Genomic DNA, 15,553 nt, shown 5'->3' on the forward strand with positions numbered 1-15,553 from the left:
GCGGTACGGCGCCCGGCCGCGCTACCGCGCCAACTCCGAGTCGAGGCCGGCGTCGACGGCCAGCCGCACGGCCAGCTCGTGGGCGCGGGGGAGCAGGTCGGGGACGTCCACGCCGAGGACCCGGCCGTCGGCCACGACGGGCTCGCCGTCGACCCAGACCCGGGCCACGTCGCGCACCGACGCGCAGTAGACCAGCTTCTGGTACGGGTCGTGGATGGCGGCCAGCGACGGGCTGTGCTCGGGCAGCCAGACCAGGTCGGCCGCCTTGCCGGGTTCCAGGCTGCCGATCTCGTCGGCCATCCCCAGCGCGGTGGCGCCGCCGATCGTGGCCATGTGCACGACGTCGCGGGCGGTGATCGCGGTGGCCTGCAGGTGGTGCACCTTCTGCAGGAGGGCCGCGGTCTTCATCGTCTCCAGCATGTCCTGGCTGTCGTTGCTGGCCGGCCCGTCCAGGCCGAGGCCGACGGTGAGGCCCTCGCGGCGCAGCCGGGGCACCGGGCACACCCCCGACGCCAGGATCATGTTCGACACCGGGTTGTGCGCGACGGCGACGTCGCGCCTGCGCAGCACCGCGATGTCGGCGTCGTCGAGCCAGACGCAGTGCGCGGCCAGCGTCTGGCCGTCCAGCAGCCCGGCGCGCTCGGCGAAGGCGATGGCCGCGGCGCCGCGGGTGACCCGGCACTGGGTCACCTCCTCGCGGACCTCGTGCAGGTGGACGTGCAGCCGGCCGGTGTCGGCCACCAGCCGCGCGGTGGCCGCCACCAGCTCGTCGGACGACTCGGGCACCGTGGCCAGCCCGACCCGGAACCGGCTGCGCCGCGACGCCGCCGCCGCATCGGCCAGGGCCTCGTGCTCGGCCAGCAGCGGGCCCAGCGGGCGCGGGCCGGGGGTGTCGGCGGCGCCGTAGCTGACGTCGCCGCGCAGCCCGAGCCGCTCCAGCCCGTCGACGACCCCGGGGGTGACCGGCTCGGCGCCCGGGGCGGCGCAGAACATGTCGGCCACCGTCGTCACCCCCGACAGCGCCATCTCCGCGCCCCGCAGCAGCGTCCCGACCAGCGCGACCTCGCGTGTCAGGTGCGCCTCCAGCGGGCCGACGACGTGCGCGAACCACTCCCACAGGGTGTGCGCCTCGCCGATCCCGGACACCAGGCCCTCGGAGAAGTGGCCGTGGCAGCTGACGAACCCGGGCACCAGGATGCCGGTGCCGTCGCCGACGACCTCGACGTCCGGCGCCGCCGCCCGCAGCCGCTCGAAGGCGTCCACCCCGGCGATCCGCCCGCCCCGCACGAGCACCGCGCCGTCGCGCAGGTCGCCGCCGGGACCGCAGGTGAGCACGTGCCGGGCGCGGATGAGGACGTCCGCGGGCTGGGCGTGGTCCATCGGCGCTAGCGTAGCGGCGCGTCGGGCGCGACACGCGGGTTCGGGGTGCGACCCCCGCGACGGGCACCTCGCCCCCATCGTGTAATCAAGCCCGACCGCTCGGTACGCGATCATTGTCCGTCGGGCGGAGTGCCGACGGCCGCACGACCGACACGAGGACGGTGCCATGGGCCAGGCAAGTGCTCCCCGCCGGCTCGGCCGCGCCCACGTCGTCGCGGTACTGGTCGCCCTGTGCGCCGTGAGCGCTTGCGCCACCAGCGCCCCGGTGCCCACCGGGCCCGTGGCCGACGCGGTCGACCCGGCCCCGGCGGTGCTGGCCCCCCCGGTGCTGGCGCCCGGTCAGCCCGTCCCGGCCCCCGCGGAACCGGCCGTGCTGAGGATGCTCGGGCGCATCGGCACCACCAACGACGGCAGCGTGCTGGCCTTCGACCCGCCGACGCTCGACCTGCTGGGGCGGGTCCGGGTGACGGTGTACGAGCCGTGGGTCAAGCAGACGCTGAACTTCGAGGGGGTCTGGCTCTCCGACCTGCTGGACGTCGCCCGGGCCGACCCGCAGGCGAGTACCTTGCACCTCACCGCGCTCGACGACTACCAGGTCGACCTGGCGGTCGCCGACGTGCGGGCGGGCGGGGTGCTGCTGGCGACGCGCAGCGGCGGGGGCGCGCCCATCCCCCTCGAGGACGGTGGCCCGACCCGGATCGTGTTCGCCGCCGGCGTGCCGGCCGGGGCCAGCGCGGACCAGTGGATCTGGAGCCTCTCGACGATCGACGTGAGATGACCAGCCCGGAGCCCTCCCCGCGGCACCGCGCGAGTTGGCCGCTGCGCGCGTTCGCCGCGGTGCTCACGCTGGCGATCGTGGCGACGGCGGCGTTCGTCGGGATGAACGCGGTGCGGCTCAGCCAGGTCAACGCGCTCGTGCAGGCCACCCAGTCGCGCTCGCTGACCCTGTCGAACACCCAGCGCGAGGCGCTGCAGCTGGTGCTGGCGGTCACCGCCCACGACCAGACGCGCGACGCGCGCGCCATCGACGTCCAGCGCGGCCTGCTGTTCCGCCACATCAACGTGGCCATCGCCTCCTACCCGCAGGGCTCGATCGAGGCCGTGGAGCTGACCGAGGTCAAGGCGGCGCTGCAACGGTTCCCGTGGGACCGGCTGATCACGCCCGAGGGCACGTACGAACCGCTGCGTCCGCTGGCCGTCGCGATGGCGTCGCAGTCGGAGAAGCGCCTGCACGGGCTGTACGTCGACCAGGAGCAGGGGTTCTACGCGACCACCGCGGCCTCGCTCGACGCCGCGCAGAACGGCCAGGTGAGCTCGGCGGTGCTGGTCGGCCTGCTGCTGGCGCTGAGCGGGACCGCGGTCCTGGCGGTGAACCGGCGCGGCCGCAGCGCACTGGCCGTGGCCAACGACCAGCTCTACCACCAGGCCCACCACGACTCGCTGACCGACCTGCCCAACCGCGCCCTGCTGATCCGCAGGCTGCGCGCCGCCCTGGAGGCCAACCCGGACGCCGTCTCGGTGCTGCTGGTCGACCTGGACGGGTTCAAGGACGTCAACGACACCCTCGGCCACCCGGCGGGCGACGAGCTGCTGCGGATCGCGGCGCAGCGGCTGGCCGGCTGCGTGCGCGACGGCGACACCGCGGCGCGCCTGGGCGGCGACGAGTTCGCGGTGCTCAGCCTGGCCCGCTCGCCGTCCGGGGCGCCTTCGCCCACCCCGCCCGGTCACGGGCAGGTGGTCGGCCAGCGCGTCGTGGACGTGCTGCACCGCTCGTACCGGGTGGCGGGGCGGGACGTGCGGGTGAGCGCCAGCGTCGGCGTCACCCGCGGCCGTGCCGGGGCCTCCGCCGAGGACCTCATCCGCGACGCCGACATCGCCATGTACGCGGCCAAGAACACCGGCAAGGGCCGGGTCGCGGAGTTCGACCCGGACATGCGGACCAGGGCGTCGCGGCGCACCAGCATGCAGCAGGAGCTCGCCGAGGCCGTCGAGCTCGGGCAGATCGAGGCCCACTTCCAGCCGATCATCGACCTGCAGACGCTGCGCCCCACCACGCTGGAGGCGCTGGCCCGCTGGCGCCCCGACGGCCGCCGGCAGGTGCCCGCCGAGGAGTTCATCGCCGTCGCCGAGGAGACCGGCACCATCGCCGACATCGGTCGCGCCGTGCTGCGCTCGGCGTGCCGCGAGACCCGGGGCTGGCGCGCGCTGCCCGGCCACGGCGAGCTGTCGGTCGCGGTCAACGTGTCGATGCAGCAGGTGCTCTCCGGCCGGCTGACCGCCGACGTCGAGGAGGCGCTGGCCGACAGCGGCCTCCCGGCGGGCGCGCTGGTCCTGGAGATCACCGAGAGCGCCGCGCTGGAGGACTCCGACCGGGTGGCCGCCGAGATCTCCGGGCTGCGCGCGTCCGGGGTGCGGATCGCGGTCGACGACTTCGGCGCGGGCTACTCGTCGCTGTCGTGCCTGATGCGGCTGCCCGCCGACCTGCTCAAGATCGACCGGACGCTGCTCGACTTCGTCACCACCCGCGACGGTTCGCTGGTCAAGGCGGTGGCCGAGCTCGGCCGCACCCTCGGGCTGCTGGTCGTCGTCGAGGGGGTGGAGACCTCCGACCACCTCGCCCGCGCCCGCGAGGCCGCCTGCGACGCCGCCCAGGGCTTCCACTTCTCCCGCCCCCTGGCCCCGGTGGACGTCCCGGCCTACCTGGCCGGCTGGTCCGCCCCGCGCACCGCGGGCCAGGGCGCGGGCACCGCCCGCGGCTGACCGTCAGCGGCGCCTGCCGTTCGGCGAGCCCGCGGCCGGCTCGACCTCGTGCCTGCCGCCGGTGAGCTGCTCCTCGACCCGCGCCTCGACCCGGGCGCGCACGACCCCCGCGGCCCCTTGCACGGCGGGGTGGTCGGCGAAGCGCTCGTAGGTGCGCCTGAGCTGCTCGTAGCGCTCATGGCCCGCCTTCGCCCCCAGCACGTAGCCGACGGCCGCGCCCAGCAGGAACTTCCACATAGCGTCTCCCGGCTCGTCTGTGCGGTCGCGCCCATCCTGCCGCAGGCCCGTGGAGGGTGCGCGGTGCGGGCAGGGGGGTCGCGATAGCGGTGGAGGGGGTGCGCTAGAGTTCGTACCGCCAACGGGGCGAGTCCCCGACACAGACGGTCCTCCGTAGCTCAATTGGCAGAGCATGCGACTGTTAATCGCAGGGTTGTTGGTTCGAGTCCAACCGGAGGAGCAAAGCCCCAGGTCAGGGGCGATGCGCAGGGTCAGATCCAAGATCGACCCACACGTTACCCACACCCTTTGAGAGCGGCTAGGACCCAGCCATCCCGGACCGCGACGCCACCGCGTCGCGGTGCACGTCTCCCCAGACCTCGAGCGGCGCCAGCGCCTCGTTCAGCGACTCGCCGAGCGGGGTCAGCGAGTACTCCACGCGCGGGGGCACCTCCGCGTACAGCTCCCGGTGCACCACCCCGCTCGCCTCCAGCTGCCGCAGGTTCTCGGCCAGCACCTTCTCGCTCACCCCGTCGAGCTTGCGCCGGATCTGCCCGAAGCGGACCGGTCCCTCGGCGAGCACCCACATCAGGTGCATCTTCCACTTGCCGCCGACGACGTCGATCGCGACCGACATGCCGCAGGTTTGATCTGCGTCACGCATCGCCTGCATCGCGCCCCCTCCGACCTCGTTCCGAACGTTTCGGTAAGCAACCCCACCTGGAAGTGCGGTCTTGGAAGCCTACCCGGGCCGGCCGAGGATCGATCCGGAGCGAGTACCGAGCAACCACCATTCCTGGAGGGGCGCACCATGTCCGCCGACAATTCCGTCACCGTGATCGGCCTCGGCCCGATGGGCCAGGCCACGGTCAAGGCACTCCTCGCAGCCGGGGTCGACGTGACCGTGTGGAACCGCACCCGGTCCAAGATCGACGCGATGGTCGAGCTCGGCGCCACCCCGGCCGACACCGTCGCCGAAGCGATCGCCGCCAACGACACCGTCCTGCTCTCCCTGATCCACTACGACGCCATGTACGGCGTCCTCGAACAGGGCCCGGCCGACCTGACCGGCAAGACGGTCGTCAACCTCTCCTCGGACTCCCCGGCCAAGACCCGCAAGGGCGCCGAGTGGGTCACCGGCCGCGGGGCCGACTTCCTCACCGGCGCCTACATGACCCAGAGCGACGACCTCAAGCACGCCGCCTCCCGCCTCTACGTCAGCGGCCCCGAGGCCCTCTACGAGGCGCACCGCCCGCTGCTGGAGGTCCTCGTCCCGGGCGTGGAGTACCTCGGGACCGACCACGGCCTGGCCCAGCTCTACTACCAGGCCGGGCTCGCGCAGTTCCACGCGTTCCTGATCTCCTTCGAGCAGGCCGTGGCGATCATCGACGCAGCGGGGGAGGACGTCGACCGCTTCGTCGCCTTCTCGCAGGCCTCACCCGAGAGCTACCGGGACTTCATGGCCTACTTCGCGGCCGCCGCGAAGCAGGGCGGCTGGGGCGACACCGCGAACCTCAGGATGATGCACGCCGGGGCCCAGCACGTCATCGACGCGGCCGAGGAAGTCGGCGTCGACGCCGCGCTCACCCGCACCATCCAGGACTACTACCAGCGCGCCCTCGACGCCAGCGCGCGGGCCGGCAGCGCCGTCCCGGTCTACCGGATCCTCCGCGGCACCGCCGCCTAGCAAGGGGCACACCATGTCCGAACCCCCCGTCACCGTCCTCGGACTCGGCGCCATGGGATCCGCCATCGCGACCCGTCTTCGCGAGACCGGCCACGCCACCACCGTCTGGAACCGCACCGCGGCCAGGATCGGACCACACGCCGAGGCCGGTGCGACCGCTGCCGCCAGCATCGCCGAGGCGGTCGACGCGAGCGATCTCGTCCTCGTGGTCCTCCTCGACCACGCCGGCGTCCGGGAACGCCTCGAACCCGTCTCCGCCGAGCTCGAAGGCAAGACCGTGGTCAACCTGACCACCACGACACCCGGCCAAGCCCGCGAGACCGCCGCCTGGGCCGCCGAGCACGGCATCGCCTACCTCGACGGCGCCATCATGGCCGTCCCCAGCATGATCGGCGACCAGAGCGCGCGTCTGCTCTACTCCGGGGACGAACGGGCCCATGCCGCCGCCAAGCCCGCCCTCGAGTCCCTCGGCACCGTCGAGTTCGAGGGAACCGACGCCGGACTCGCCTCGCTCAAGGACATGGCCCTGCTCTCGGCCATGGATCTGATGGTCCTCGGCTACGTCCAGGCCATCGCCATGATGCGCACCGTCGGCGTCCCGGCGGTCACGACCGCCGAGGAAGTCCGAGCCTGGCTGACGCGGATGCTGCCCCACGGCAGGGAGCTCGCCGCCATCGTCGACGGCGGCACCTACGACACCGGCGGCCAGAGCGTCGACTTCGACCGCGCAGGCATCGCCTCGCTCATCACCGCCAGCCGCGAACAGGGCGTGCGAGCAGACCTCCTCGAGCCCCACCGGAAACTCCTCGACGAACTCGCGGCCACCGGCCACGGCGACAGCGACTGGGTCCGCGTCATCGAGCGCCTCACCATCCACTGACCCGGGGAACGCAGAGCCTCCTGCACCAGAGGAACCACCATGCCCGAGGACACCATCAGCGTCCTCGGCCCCGGCGCCATGGGATCGGCGATGACCGCGCGCCTGCGCGGCGCCGATTCACCACAGTGTGGAACCGCACCGCCGCGGCGAGCGACCTCGGCGACCACCTGGGTGCCCCTGGCCCTCTCGCCGCCCGTGATCACGATGCCGTTGTGAGGCACGTCATGGATCTCGTTGTGCGCCACCGTGACGTCTTCCGGCTGCACCACGAGCACGGCGGGCGAGCCGCGGTACTCGGTGCCGATGTGGTGGACGAGGTTGTCCTCGACGGTAACGCGACCGGCGCCCTGGATCGCGATCGCGCTGCCCGGAACCTTCGAGGAACTGAGCACGGTCGGGTTGATCGGGCGGTTCCTGCGGGGTGGGGTGGTCCCCGGGCGGACCAACCGGATCGGGTCGACGCTTACGCCGACCGCAGCCCCGATGAGCTGCTCGCGCTGGTGCGGGCTCACCCAGACCCGCGAGGGCTGACAGCGGGGTTCGGCGGGCGGATCGCGTTGACCGACGGCACGATCCACCACCAGGACATCCGCCGCCCGCCGGCCCTGCCTCGCCAGATCCCCGCTGATCGGCTGCTGTGCGTACTGGACTTCGCCCGTGCAGCGCCGACCATCGGCGCGGAGCAGCGCATCAAGGGCCTGACGTCGGCTGCGACCGATCCGGATCGGTCTACCGGGAGCGGGCCGATCGTCGAGGGGCCGGTGGAGTCCCTGCTGATGGCGCTGGCCCGGCGCCGTGGCGTCGTGGGGGAGCTGTCCGCGCCGGGGCATGCGATGCCGGCCGAGCGCATCGGAGGATGAGTCCGCCATCTGCTGATGCTCAGTAGGCCCGGCCTGCAGCGAGCTCAGCGCCCGCCGCGCTGCGATGAGGTAACGGCAACGATGGGCACCACCGTCGCAGCAACGAGCCCGCCGACGATGGCAAGGCTGGAGTAGCTGGTGGAGGCCACGACGACTCCTGAGGCCATGCCGCCGGCGGAGCCGGCGACGGCGATCCAGAGGTCGACGCCGCCTTGAGTCCTGGCCCGCGTGGCGAGGGGTAGTGCGGTGGCCAACATCGCCGTCCCGCTGACCAGCCCGAAGCTCCAGCCCAGCCCCAGCAGGGCGAGTGCGACGGCCAGCACGGGGACGGACTCGACCGGAGCGGCCATGGCCACGATCCCCGCGATGAGCAGGGTCGCTCCGGAGAGGACGGCGACGATGCGGGGGCCGAAGCGGTCGACGAGCCATCCCGACAGCGGCGAGGGCAGGTACATGGAGCCGACGTGGACGGCGATGACGAAGCCGGCGGCGGCAACGCTGTGACCGTGCATCAGCATGTGGACCGGTGTCATGGTCATGATCGCGACCATGACGAGCTGGGCGACGATCATCACCAGTGACGCTGTCACCACAACTCGACGTTGGGACTCCCCGTCAACTGCGGCGGCGGCTGCCTCCGGTGCTGCGTCCGGGCGGGCGGCGACGTCGCGGGCCAGCAGCAGCGGGTCCGGGCGCAGTAGAACCCACAGCACGAGCGCGGCGGCGGCGTAGGCGGCACCGGCGAGGATGAACGGTCCGGCCAGGGGTGGGATGCCCCAGGTGCGGGCGAGGTCGCCCATCGCCGTCACGAGGTTGGGGCCGACGACCGCGCCGAGGGTGGTGGCGACCAGCACGGTGCTGACGGCGCGGCCTCGTCGTGTGGGGTGGGCCAGGTCCGCGCCGGCGTAGCGGGCCTGAAGGTTGGTGGCGGTTCCGGCGCCGTAGACGAACAGCGCGACGAACAGCAGCACCACGTTGTCCAGGACGGCTGCGAGGACGACCCCGACGCTGCCGATCGCGCCGACGCCGTAGCCGAGGGTCAAGCCGGCGCGGCGACCGGCACGTTGCGAGATGCGCCCGACGGTCACGGCGGCGGCCGCGGACCCGATCGTGAACAGGGCGCTGGGCAGTCCGGCGAGGCTGGTCGTTCCGAGCATGTCCTGCGCGAGCAGAGCGCCGACCGTGATCCCGGCGGCCAGCCCGGCGCCGCTGAACACCTGCGCGATGACCAGGACGATGAGCGTGCGCCTCTGCTCCAGCGGCTCGTCCACGACCAGAGGACCACTGGTCGGGTCAGTGCTCGGTGCCGGCGTACTGGGCGGTTGTGCTGTCACTGCGGACTCCCTGGGCTCGTCGCCCGGTTGTGGGTCTCGTACATGCGGGTGGCGACGGCGACGGCCGAGGCCGTGGTGAGGGTGGCGACGGCCCAGACGGCGGCGTCGAGCCCGTAGGCGTCGGCGATGAGCCCAGCGACCAGGGCGCCGACGACGAACCCGCCGTCGCGCCAGAGCCGGTAGACCCCGACTGCGCGGGCACGCCAGGCGGGGTGGGCGACGTCGCCGATCGTGGCCAGCAGGGTCGGGTAGACCAGCGCGGTGCCGGCACCGAGCAGCACCACGGCCACGGCCCACACCGGGAAGGACTCGCCGAGCGCGACGAGGGCGAGGGCGAGGCCCTGCAGGAGTTGTCCGCCGACGATGAGCGGTTTGCGGCCGGTGCGGTCGGACAGAGCGCCGGTCAGGAGTTGGCCGAGTCCCCACACGGCGGGGTAGAGCGCGGCGAGCAGGCCGACCTGGGCGACGGGGAGTCCGGCGCCGGCGAACAGCAGCGGGAGCAGGCCCCAGGCCAAGCCGTCCATCAGGTTGTTGACCATGCCGGCGTGGCTGGCCGCGGACAGCGCCGGTTCGCGGTAGCTGGTCTGCGCCAGGATCTCCCGGTTGTTGAGCTCGGCGTGCAGGTGGGCATGACGCCCGTCCGCGCGGCCGGCGTGGGAAGCGGCCTCCAGGCGGGCGTGGTCGCGGGTTTCGCGCACGGCCAGGGTCGACAGGCCGAGTCCGAGGGCGGCGAAGGCGATGCCGAGGTAGAACGGTTCAGGTCGCAGCCCGTGGCGGGCGGCGAGGTAGCCGGTGGCCATCGCCGTGGCGGCCACGGCGAGGTAGCCGGCGGCCTCGTTGAGTCCCATGGCCAGGCCGCGCCGGGACGGACCGACGAGATCGATCTTCATGACGACCGTCGTGGACCAGGTCAGGCCCTGGTTGAGGCCGAGCAGCACGTTGGCGGCGATGACCCAGCCCCAGCCGGGTGCCCAGATCAGCAGCAGCGGGACCGGCAGCGCGATCAGCCAGCCGGCGACCAGGACCGGTTTGCGGCCGTAGCGGTCGGACAGGGTGCCGGCCGCGTAGTTGGCGATCGCCTTGGTGGCGCCGAAGGCGAGGATGAAGGTCAGCACGCCGGTGTAGGCGGTGAGCCCGAACTCGTCGCGGGCCAGCAGCGGCAGGACGAGACGTTCCTGCCCGTACATGCCGCCGACCAACGCGTTGACCGCGACGAGCAGCACGAACTGGGCGAGGTTCTGGCGAAGACCCAGCCGCAGTGGCCGGGGCACGGGGGCGGCCGGGATACTCACGGGCCGGTGACCAGGGAATGCCCGGTGGCGGCGGCCCAGTCACCGGGTCCGCCGTCCAGCACGGCCAGGTCGCGGTGCCCGGCGCGCTCGAGGAGGCTCGCGGCGCCGGCGGCGCGTTCCCCGTGCCCGCACATCACCACGGTCGGGGCGTTGGGCAGTTCGGTGGCGCCGTGGACGAGCGCGCCGAGTTCGACGTGCACGGCGCCGGGCAGGTGTCCCGCGGCGTACTCGGGCTCTTGGCGGATGTCGAGCACGCGGTGTCCCGGGTCGATCCGTCCGGGCCGGACCAGGGCGGTGCCGGCGGTGGGGTGCCCGGCGGCGCTCCACGCTTGGATGCCGCAGGCGAGCTCACCGGCGAGGCGGTCCACGCCGATGGTGAGCGCCTGCCAGACCAACTCGGTGAGGTCCTGGTCGGGGTTGCGCACGATGACGATGGCGACGTCGGCGGGGACCAGCCATCCCAGCCAGGTGGCGAACTGCGCGCGTAGCGGGATCGACACCGCACCGGGGATGTGCGCGCGGGCGTAGTCGCCCACCGGGCGGGCGTCGATGACCCACGCGCCGTCGGCGCGCAGCCGCTGCACCGCGGACACCGGAAGCTCCGCGAGCTGCCCGGCCGAGGCGGCGTCGAGCACCCCGGGCCCGCGCCGGTTGAGCTCGGCCAGTCGGAGGAAGTAGGGCGGGTAGCTGCCGAGCGATCCGAGCAGTTGTTCGACGAACCGGTCCTCGTCGTCGATGCCCAGCAGCGGGTTGGTCGCCAGCTCTGCTCCGATGGTGGAGGTCCGTGCCGCGCCGGGTGGGGCCGAGCAGAACGAGCCGGCCCCGTGCGTGGGCCACACCGCCGTGTCTGCGGGGAGAGCGGACAGCCGCTGCAGCGAGCGGAACTGGGCGCGGGCCAGTTCCGCGGTGCGGTCGGCGCCGAGCAGATCGGTGCGCGCGGCGGAGCCCACGATCAGCGAGCCGCCGGTGAACACCCCGGCTGCGCGGCCGCCGTCGGCCAGCACGAACGACAGATGTTCGTCGGTGTGGCCGGGTGTCTCGAGGGCGGTCACGGTCAGGCCGCCGAGATCGACCTGGTCGCCGTCGCCCAGCCCGTGGTGGTCGAACTCGCGCCGGCCCGCGGTCGAGGCGAGCACGGCTGCACCGTCGTCGTGGGCGAGCTGCACCGCTCCGGACAGGAAGTCCGCGTGCAGGTGCGTGTCGGCGGCGAAGCGGATCCGCAGCCCGGCCTTCTCCGCGGCCGCTCGCACCGCACGCAGATCCCGTGGAGGGTCGACGACCAGGGCGGAGCCGTCTCCGAGGTCGACGAGATAGCAGGAGTTGCCCAGGCCCTCGTTGACCAGAGCGGTCAGCTCCACCGCAGCGGCGGGAACCGGCGTCGGGGCGTCGCTCATCCTGACCTCCGTCGAATCGCTGGTCTGGTGGCCCCACCCGACCGCGTTCTACACTGTTCCATAGATTATTGGAGGAATCGATGGGTGATGCGGCCCGCAAGGTGGAGCTGTTCGAGCAGCTGGCTCGGGTGGGCAAGGCGCTGGGCAGCGGCAAGCGTCTCGAGCTGCTCGACCTGCTCGCGCAGGGCTCGCGCAGCGTCGCCGATCTCGCCGCCGTGGCCGGACTGGGGCTGACGACCGCCTCGGCGCACCTGCAGACGTTGAAACAGGCCGGGCTGGTCGCCACGCGCAGGGAAGGCACGACGATCCGCTACCGGCTCGCCGGCGCCGACGTCGCCGCGCTCTACCTGCAGCTGCGCACCGTTGCCGCCGCGCACGTGCCGGACGTCGATGTGGCCCGGACCCGCTACCTGGGAACCGCGGGTGGTGAGGACACCGAGCAGGTCGGCCGTGAGGAGCTGCTGCGGCGGGCCGAGGCCGGCGAGGTCGTGGTGCTCGACGTGCGCCCGGAGTCGGAGTTCGCGGCCGGACACATTCCCGGCGCGGTGTCGATCCCCATCACCGAGCTGCCCGAGCGGTTGGCCGAGCTACCGCGGGATGCCGAGGTGGTGGCGTACTGCCGGGGTGCCTACTGCGTGTTCGCCCACGACGCGGTCCGGCTCCTCACTGCCGCCGGCCGACGCGCAGCACGCCTGAGTGAGGGGATGCTCGAATGGCGCCTGGCCGACCAGCCCGTCGCCACCGCATCGTGACCACCCCGTTCCCCCACGCCCGACCGACGAGGAGCAGTCGCCGGTAGCCGTTCACCTGGGTTGCATACGCGGCTGCAGAGCTGCCGCGACTGCAGGCGGCGACCAGAGCGTCCTGGATGCTGACGGCGCCACTACGCGATCAGCGTGCGCGCTCGACGCCGACGGTGGTGGCGCGGCCGAGGACGTGGGGTGTCGTCGGCTGGCTGAACTCGCGTCCGGGAAGCGCAGCGCCCGCAGTGCCGTGATGGTGAACCCGGCCTCGGTGATCGCGGCGACGGGGTCGGTGGTGGTGTGGCAGCCCCCCCGCGCAGCCGTGGCCACACGGTGGCGTCGAGTGCGCGTTGGACGGCCCGCAGCGCGGGGGTGTCGGCCACGACGTGTTCGAGGAAGTGCAGCGAGCCGCCCGGGCGCAGCACCCGACGGGCCTCGATCAGGGCCGCGGGCAGGTCGGGCAGGGCCGCGACCGGAACGCTCGCGCCGATGGCGCGGTCACCACGTCACCGGCAGCGCGGCCAGGCCACCGGTGAGCAGCTCGCTGCGGGTCTGCAGCTGCTCCACGGGCACGGCCAGGGAAAGGGTGGGGAACCGGTCGAGCAGCGCGGTGACCAGCACCTGCAGCTCCAGGCGGGCCAGTGGAGCGCCGATGCAGAAGTGCAAGCCGTGTCCGAAGGTCACGTGCGGGTCGGGGTTGCGGGCGATGTGGAACCCGGCGTGCTCGCCGATCACGCCGGGGCTGTCGTCGGCCTGCTGCGGCCCGAGCATCACCAGGTCCCCGGCGGCCGTCGCCGGGGTCGTCGAGCTTGGCGGCGACCAGCTCGGTCAGGTACTGCCACAGCGCGGCGAGCCCCGCCAGGGATCGGTCCCGGTCGGTCATGTCCGCGGCGTCGTCGGACCAGCGCCTGAAGTCTTCCCGGTCCCGGTAGGGGACGCCGAGCAGCTCGCAGATCACCAGCGCCGGCAGCGGGAACGACACCGCCTCGTGGAAGTCCACCGGCGCAGGGTCGGCGGCGAGGTCGTCGAGAAGCCCGTCGACCAGCTCCCGCACCTGCGGACGGAACATCTCCAGACGGCGCGCTGCGCACGCCCCGTTCGACGACCTCGACCATGCCGCGCTCGCCGGGTTCATGACGGTCGCCGACCGGTTGATCCGGCACACCGGCGGCGATCCTGCGGCAGCGTCCGTCCGGCCGGCGTGACGCGACAGGGGCCCCGTCGAGAATCTCTTCCGGGCGCTGTCGTATCCGCCACCCCGCTGGACGTCAGGTAGGTGGGACCGGCTGCGAAGAGGCCTGCAGCGGCCCACGCAGGAGGAGGCTGATCCGGTGAAGTACGTGCTGATGTTCGTCGAGACCGATGAGTACGCGCGCGAGTTGGCGGGCCTGGGCGAGGCCGAACGCGAGGCGGCCTACGAGAAGGTCGGCCAGTGGTTCGCCGCGCACGCTGCCAAGATCACTCACCACGCGCACCTCCAGCCCGCGCACACCGCCACGACCGTGCGGCTGGGCCAGGACGGGGCCGAGATCACCGACGGTCCGTTCGTGGAGGGCAAGGAGGTCGTCAGCGGCTACGTCGAGGTCGAGGTCGCGGACCTGGACGAGGCCATCGCCATGACCCGCAGCTGGCCCGCCTGCCCGATCGTCGAGCTGCGTCCGGCGAGTTCCTGAGCGCCCTGCGTGGGTCGATGAGCGACACGCACGCCGAGCTGGCCCGCGTCGTGCGCGAGCACGCGGGCCAGCTCGCCGCCTCGCTGGTGCACTTGCTCGGCGACTTCGCCGCCGCCGAGGACCTCGTGCAGGATGCGATCGAGGCGGCGCTGCAGCGCTGGCCGGTCGACGGGATCCCCGAGCGTCCCGATGCCTGGCTGTTCACCGTGGCCCGCCGCCGCGGCCTGGACGTGCTGCGCCGCCAGGCCCGATACCGCGACAAGCTCGCACGGCTCCAGTGGCCCGTGCCGGCCGAACCGGATGACCGCCTGCGCCTGCTGTTCACCTGCTGCCACCCGGCCCTGCCGCGCCAGGCCCAGGTCGCGCTGACCCTGCGCACCGTCTGCGGGCTGACGACCGCGCAGATCGCCGCGGCGTTCCTCGTCCCGGAGACCACGGTCGCCAGACGGATCACCCGGGCCAAGCGCAAGATCGCCGAGGCTGGCATCCCGTACCGCGTCCCGACCGACGTCGAACTCCCCGAGCGGCTCGACGAGGTGCTGACCGTCATCTACCTGCTCTACAACGAGGGCTACCTGTCCTCGATCAGTGAGTGGCCTCGATCGCCACTGCTCGCCGAGGACGCCGAGTGGCTCGCCTCCGCACTGGCCTGGACCCTGCCCCGGGAGCCGGAGGTGCTCGGCCTGCTCGCTCTGATCCGGCTGCACGAGGCCCGGGCCGCGGCCCGGTTCGACGCGGACGGGCGCTTGGTGCTGCTGCGCGACCAAGACCGCAGCCGCTGGGACCACAACGCCATCGCCGACGCCGGCCGGCTCATCGCCCGCGCCGCCGCACTCCGCAGGCCCGGCCCCTACCAGCTGCAGGCCGCCATCGTTGCCTGCCACGCTGAGGCGCCGTCGTGGGAGGCCACCGATTGGGCGCAGATCGTCGTCCTCTACGACATGCTGCTCGCCTTGGCTCAGTCGCCGGTGACCCGCCTCAACCGGGCCATCGCCGTGCGGCAGCACCGGGGCGCCGCCGCGGCGATGGGCGAGCTGGACGTTGTCGCCGAGCCTCTCGACCGCTACGCCCTCTACCACGCCACCCGGGCTGAGTTCCTGCGCGCGCTCGGGCGGCCCGACGAGGCACGAGAAGCCGACCGCCGCGCGCTGGCTCTCACCGCCAATGCCGCCCAGACCGAGCTCCTGGACGAGCGACTCCGCTGGGACTAGTGGCTCGACACGCTGAGCCCACCAGGTAATTGATCTCGCTGCATCAGCCCGGGAGGCTGCCCGCACGTCGAGTGCGGGAGGTGACGGTGGCGCGCAGACCGAGCGTGTTCGTGCGGGCGTTGT

General features: G+C 73.0%; 16 protein-coding genes and 1 tRNA gene. 10 read left to right on the forward strand and 7 right to left on the reverse strand.

What is annotated here, in order from left to right; translation table 11 throughout:
- Window positions 1-21 precede the first annotated feature (21 nt).
- Window positions 22-1,380, reverse strand: coding sequence for an amidohydrolase family protein (locus KDL28_RS16920; protein WP_252439711.1), 1,359 nt, complete (start codon window positions 1,378-1,380; stop codon window positions 22-24).
- 166 nt (window positions 1,381-1,546) lie between these two features.
- Here KDL28_RS16920 and KDL28_RS16925 point away from each other — a divergent pair, with 166 nt between their 5' ends.
- Together KDL28_RS16925 and KDL28_RS16930 are read left to right on the forward strand one after the other, a co-directional pair.
- Window positions 1,547-2,158 (forward strand): putative pterin-binding protein, encoded by a 612-nt coding sequence (locus KDL28_RS16925; RefSeq protein ID WP_252439713.1) that lies wholly within the window; start codon window positions 1,547-1,549, stop codon window positions 2,156-2,158.
- Entirely contained in the window at window positions 2,155-4,140 is a 1,986-nt protein-coding gene (locus KDL28_RS16930; RefSeq protein WP_252439715.1) for a putative bifunctional diguanylate cyclase/phosphodiesterase, read from the forward strand. The genes KDL28_RS16925 and KDL28_RS16930 overlap by 4 nt, the downstream gene beginning before the upstream one ends.
- A 3-nt stretch (window positions 4,141-4,143) precedes the next feature.
- On the opposite strand, the gene KDL28_RS16935 is transcribed toward KDL28_RS16930, so the two are convergent.
- Entirely contained in the window at window positions 4,144-4,377 is a 234-nt protein-coding gene (locus KDL28_RS16935; protein ID WP_252439717.1) for a hypothetical protein, read from the reverse strand.
- 147 nt (window positions 4,378-4,524) lie between these two features.
- Here KDL28_RS16935 and KDL28_RS16940 point away from each other — a divergent pair.
- A tRNA-Asn gene (locus KDL28_RS16940) sits at window positions 4,525-4,597 on the forward strand.
- A gap of 78 nt (window positions 4,598-4,675) precedes the next feature.
- On the opposite strand, the gene KDL28_RS16945 is transcribed toward KDL28_RS16940, so the two are convergent.
- Window positions 4,676-4,993: a winged helix-turn-helix transcriptional regulator gene (locus KDL28_RS16945; RefSeq protein ID WP_252439719.1), complete on the reverse strand. Its 318-nt coding sequence runs from the start codon at window positions 4,991-4,993 to the stop codon at window positions 4,676-4,678.
- Window positions 4,994-5,167: 174 nt separating this feature from the next.
- On the opposite strand from KDL28_RS16945, the gene KDL28_RS16950 reads away from it, so the two are divergent.
- The 4 genes from KDL28_RS16950 to KDL28_RS16965 are packed head-to-tail and all read left to right on the forward strand — an operon-like array spanning window position 5,168 to window position 7,783.
- A complete protein-coding gene (locus KDL28_RS16950; protein WP_252439721.1) occupies window positions 5,168-6,043 on the forward strand; it encodes an NAD(P)-dependent oxidoreductase in 876 nt (291 codons plus the stop codon).
- A 13-nt stretch (window positions 6,044-6,056) separates the two neighbouring features.
- The gene (locus KDL28_RS16955; RefSeq protein WP_252439723.1) at window positions 6,057-6,923 is read left to right on the forward strand and encodes an NAD(P)-dependent oxidoreductase; all 867 of its coding nucleotides are present in this window, start codon (window positions 6,057-6,059) and stop codon (window positions 6,921-6,923) included.
- A 39-nt stretch (window positions 6,924-6,962) separates the two neighbouring features.
- Window positions 6,963-7,139 carry a hypothetical protein gene (locus tag KDL28_RS16960; RefSeq protein WP_252439725.1) on the forward strand — a complete coding sequence of 59 codons (177 nt, stop codon included), beginning with the start codon at window positions 6,963-6,965 and terminating at the stop codon, window positions 7,137-7,139.
- Between the two features lie 8 nt (window positions 7,140-7,147).
- Window positions 7,148-7,783: a maleylpyruvate isomerase mycothiol-dependent enzyme family protein gene (locus KDL28_RS16965; RefSeq protein ID WP_252439727.1), complete on the forward strand. Its 636-nt coding sequence runs from the start codon at window positions 7,148-7,150 to the stop codon at window positions 7,781-7,783.
- A 44-nt stretch (window positions 7,784-7,827) separates the two neighbouring features.
- Here KDL28_RS16965 and KDL28_RS16970 read toward each other — a convergent pair whose 3' ends face one another.
- Genes KDL28_RS16970 through KDL28_RS16980 form a run of 3 tightly spaced genes read right to left on the reverse strand, consistent with a single transcriptional unit; the run spans window position 7,828 to window position 11,803 of the window.
- Window positions 7,828-9,054 carry an MFS transporter gene (locus KDL28_RS16970; RefSeq protein WP_308216015.1) on the reverse strand — a complete coding sequence of 409 codons (1,227 nt, stop codon included), beginning with the start codon at window positions 9,052-9,054 and terminating at the stop codon, window positions 7,828-7,830.
- 59 nt (window positions 9,055-9,113) lie between these two features.
- On the reverse strand, window positions 9,114-10,388 hold the full coding sequence (locus tag KDL28_RS16975) for an MFS transporter (protein WP_252439729.1): 1,275 nt from the start codon (window positions 10,386-10,388) through the stop codon (window positions 9,114-9,116).
- Window positions 10,389-10,405: 17 nt separating this feature from the next.
- A complete protein-coding gene (locus KDL28_RS16980; protein ID WP_252439731.1) occupies window positions 10,406-11,803 on the reverse strand; it encodes an MBL fold metallo-hydrolase in 1,398 nt (465 codons plus the stop codon).
- Between the two features lie 80 nt (window positions 11,804-11,883).
- Between KDL28_RS16980 and KDL28_RS16985 the strand changes: the two genes are divergently transcribed.
- Entirely contained in the window at window positions 11,884-12,555 is a 672-nt protein-coding gene (locus KDL28_RS16985; protein ID WP_252439733.1) for an ArsR/SmtB family transcription factor, read from the forward strand.
- A gap of 489 nt (window positions 12,556-13,044) precedes the next feature.
- Here the strand turns inward: KDL28_RS16985 and KDL28_RS40495 are convergent, their stop codons facing one another.
- Window positions 13,045-13,317, reverse strand: a complete 273-nt coding sequence (locus KDL28_RS40495) for a cytochrome P450 (RefSeq protein ID WP_305882215.1) — start codon at window positions 13,315-13,317, stop codon at window positions 13,045-13,047.
- 560 nt (window positions 13,318-13,877) lie between these two features.
- Between KDL28_RS40495 and KDL28_RS16995 the strand changes: the two genes are divergently transcribed.
- Both KDL28_RS16995 and KDL28_RS17000 read left to right on the forward strand, forming a co-directional pair.
- The gene (locus KDL28_RS16995) at window positions 13,878-14,219 is read left to right on the forward strand and encodes a YciI family protein (protein ID WP_252439735.1); all 342 of its coding nucleotides are present in this window, start codon (window positions 13,878-13,880) and stop codon (window positions 14,217-14,219) included.
- Between the two features lie 17 nt (window positions 14,220-14,236).
- Window positions 14,237-15,430, forward strand: a complete 1,194-nt coding sequence (locus KDL28_RS17000; RefSeq protein ID WP_252439737.1) for an RNA polymerase sigma factor — start codon at window positions 14,237-14,239, stop codon at window positions 15,428-15,430.
- Window positions 15,431-15,553: the final 123 nt, after the last annotated feature.

The sequence above is a fragment of the Pseudonocardia humida genome, from assembly GCF_023898865.1.
Lineage (GTDB): Bacteria > Actinomycetota > Actinomycetes > Mycobacteriales > Pseudonocardiaceae > Pseudonocardia > Pseudonocardia humida.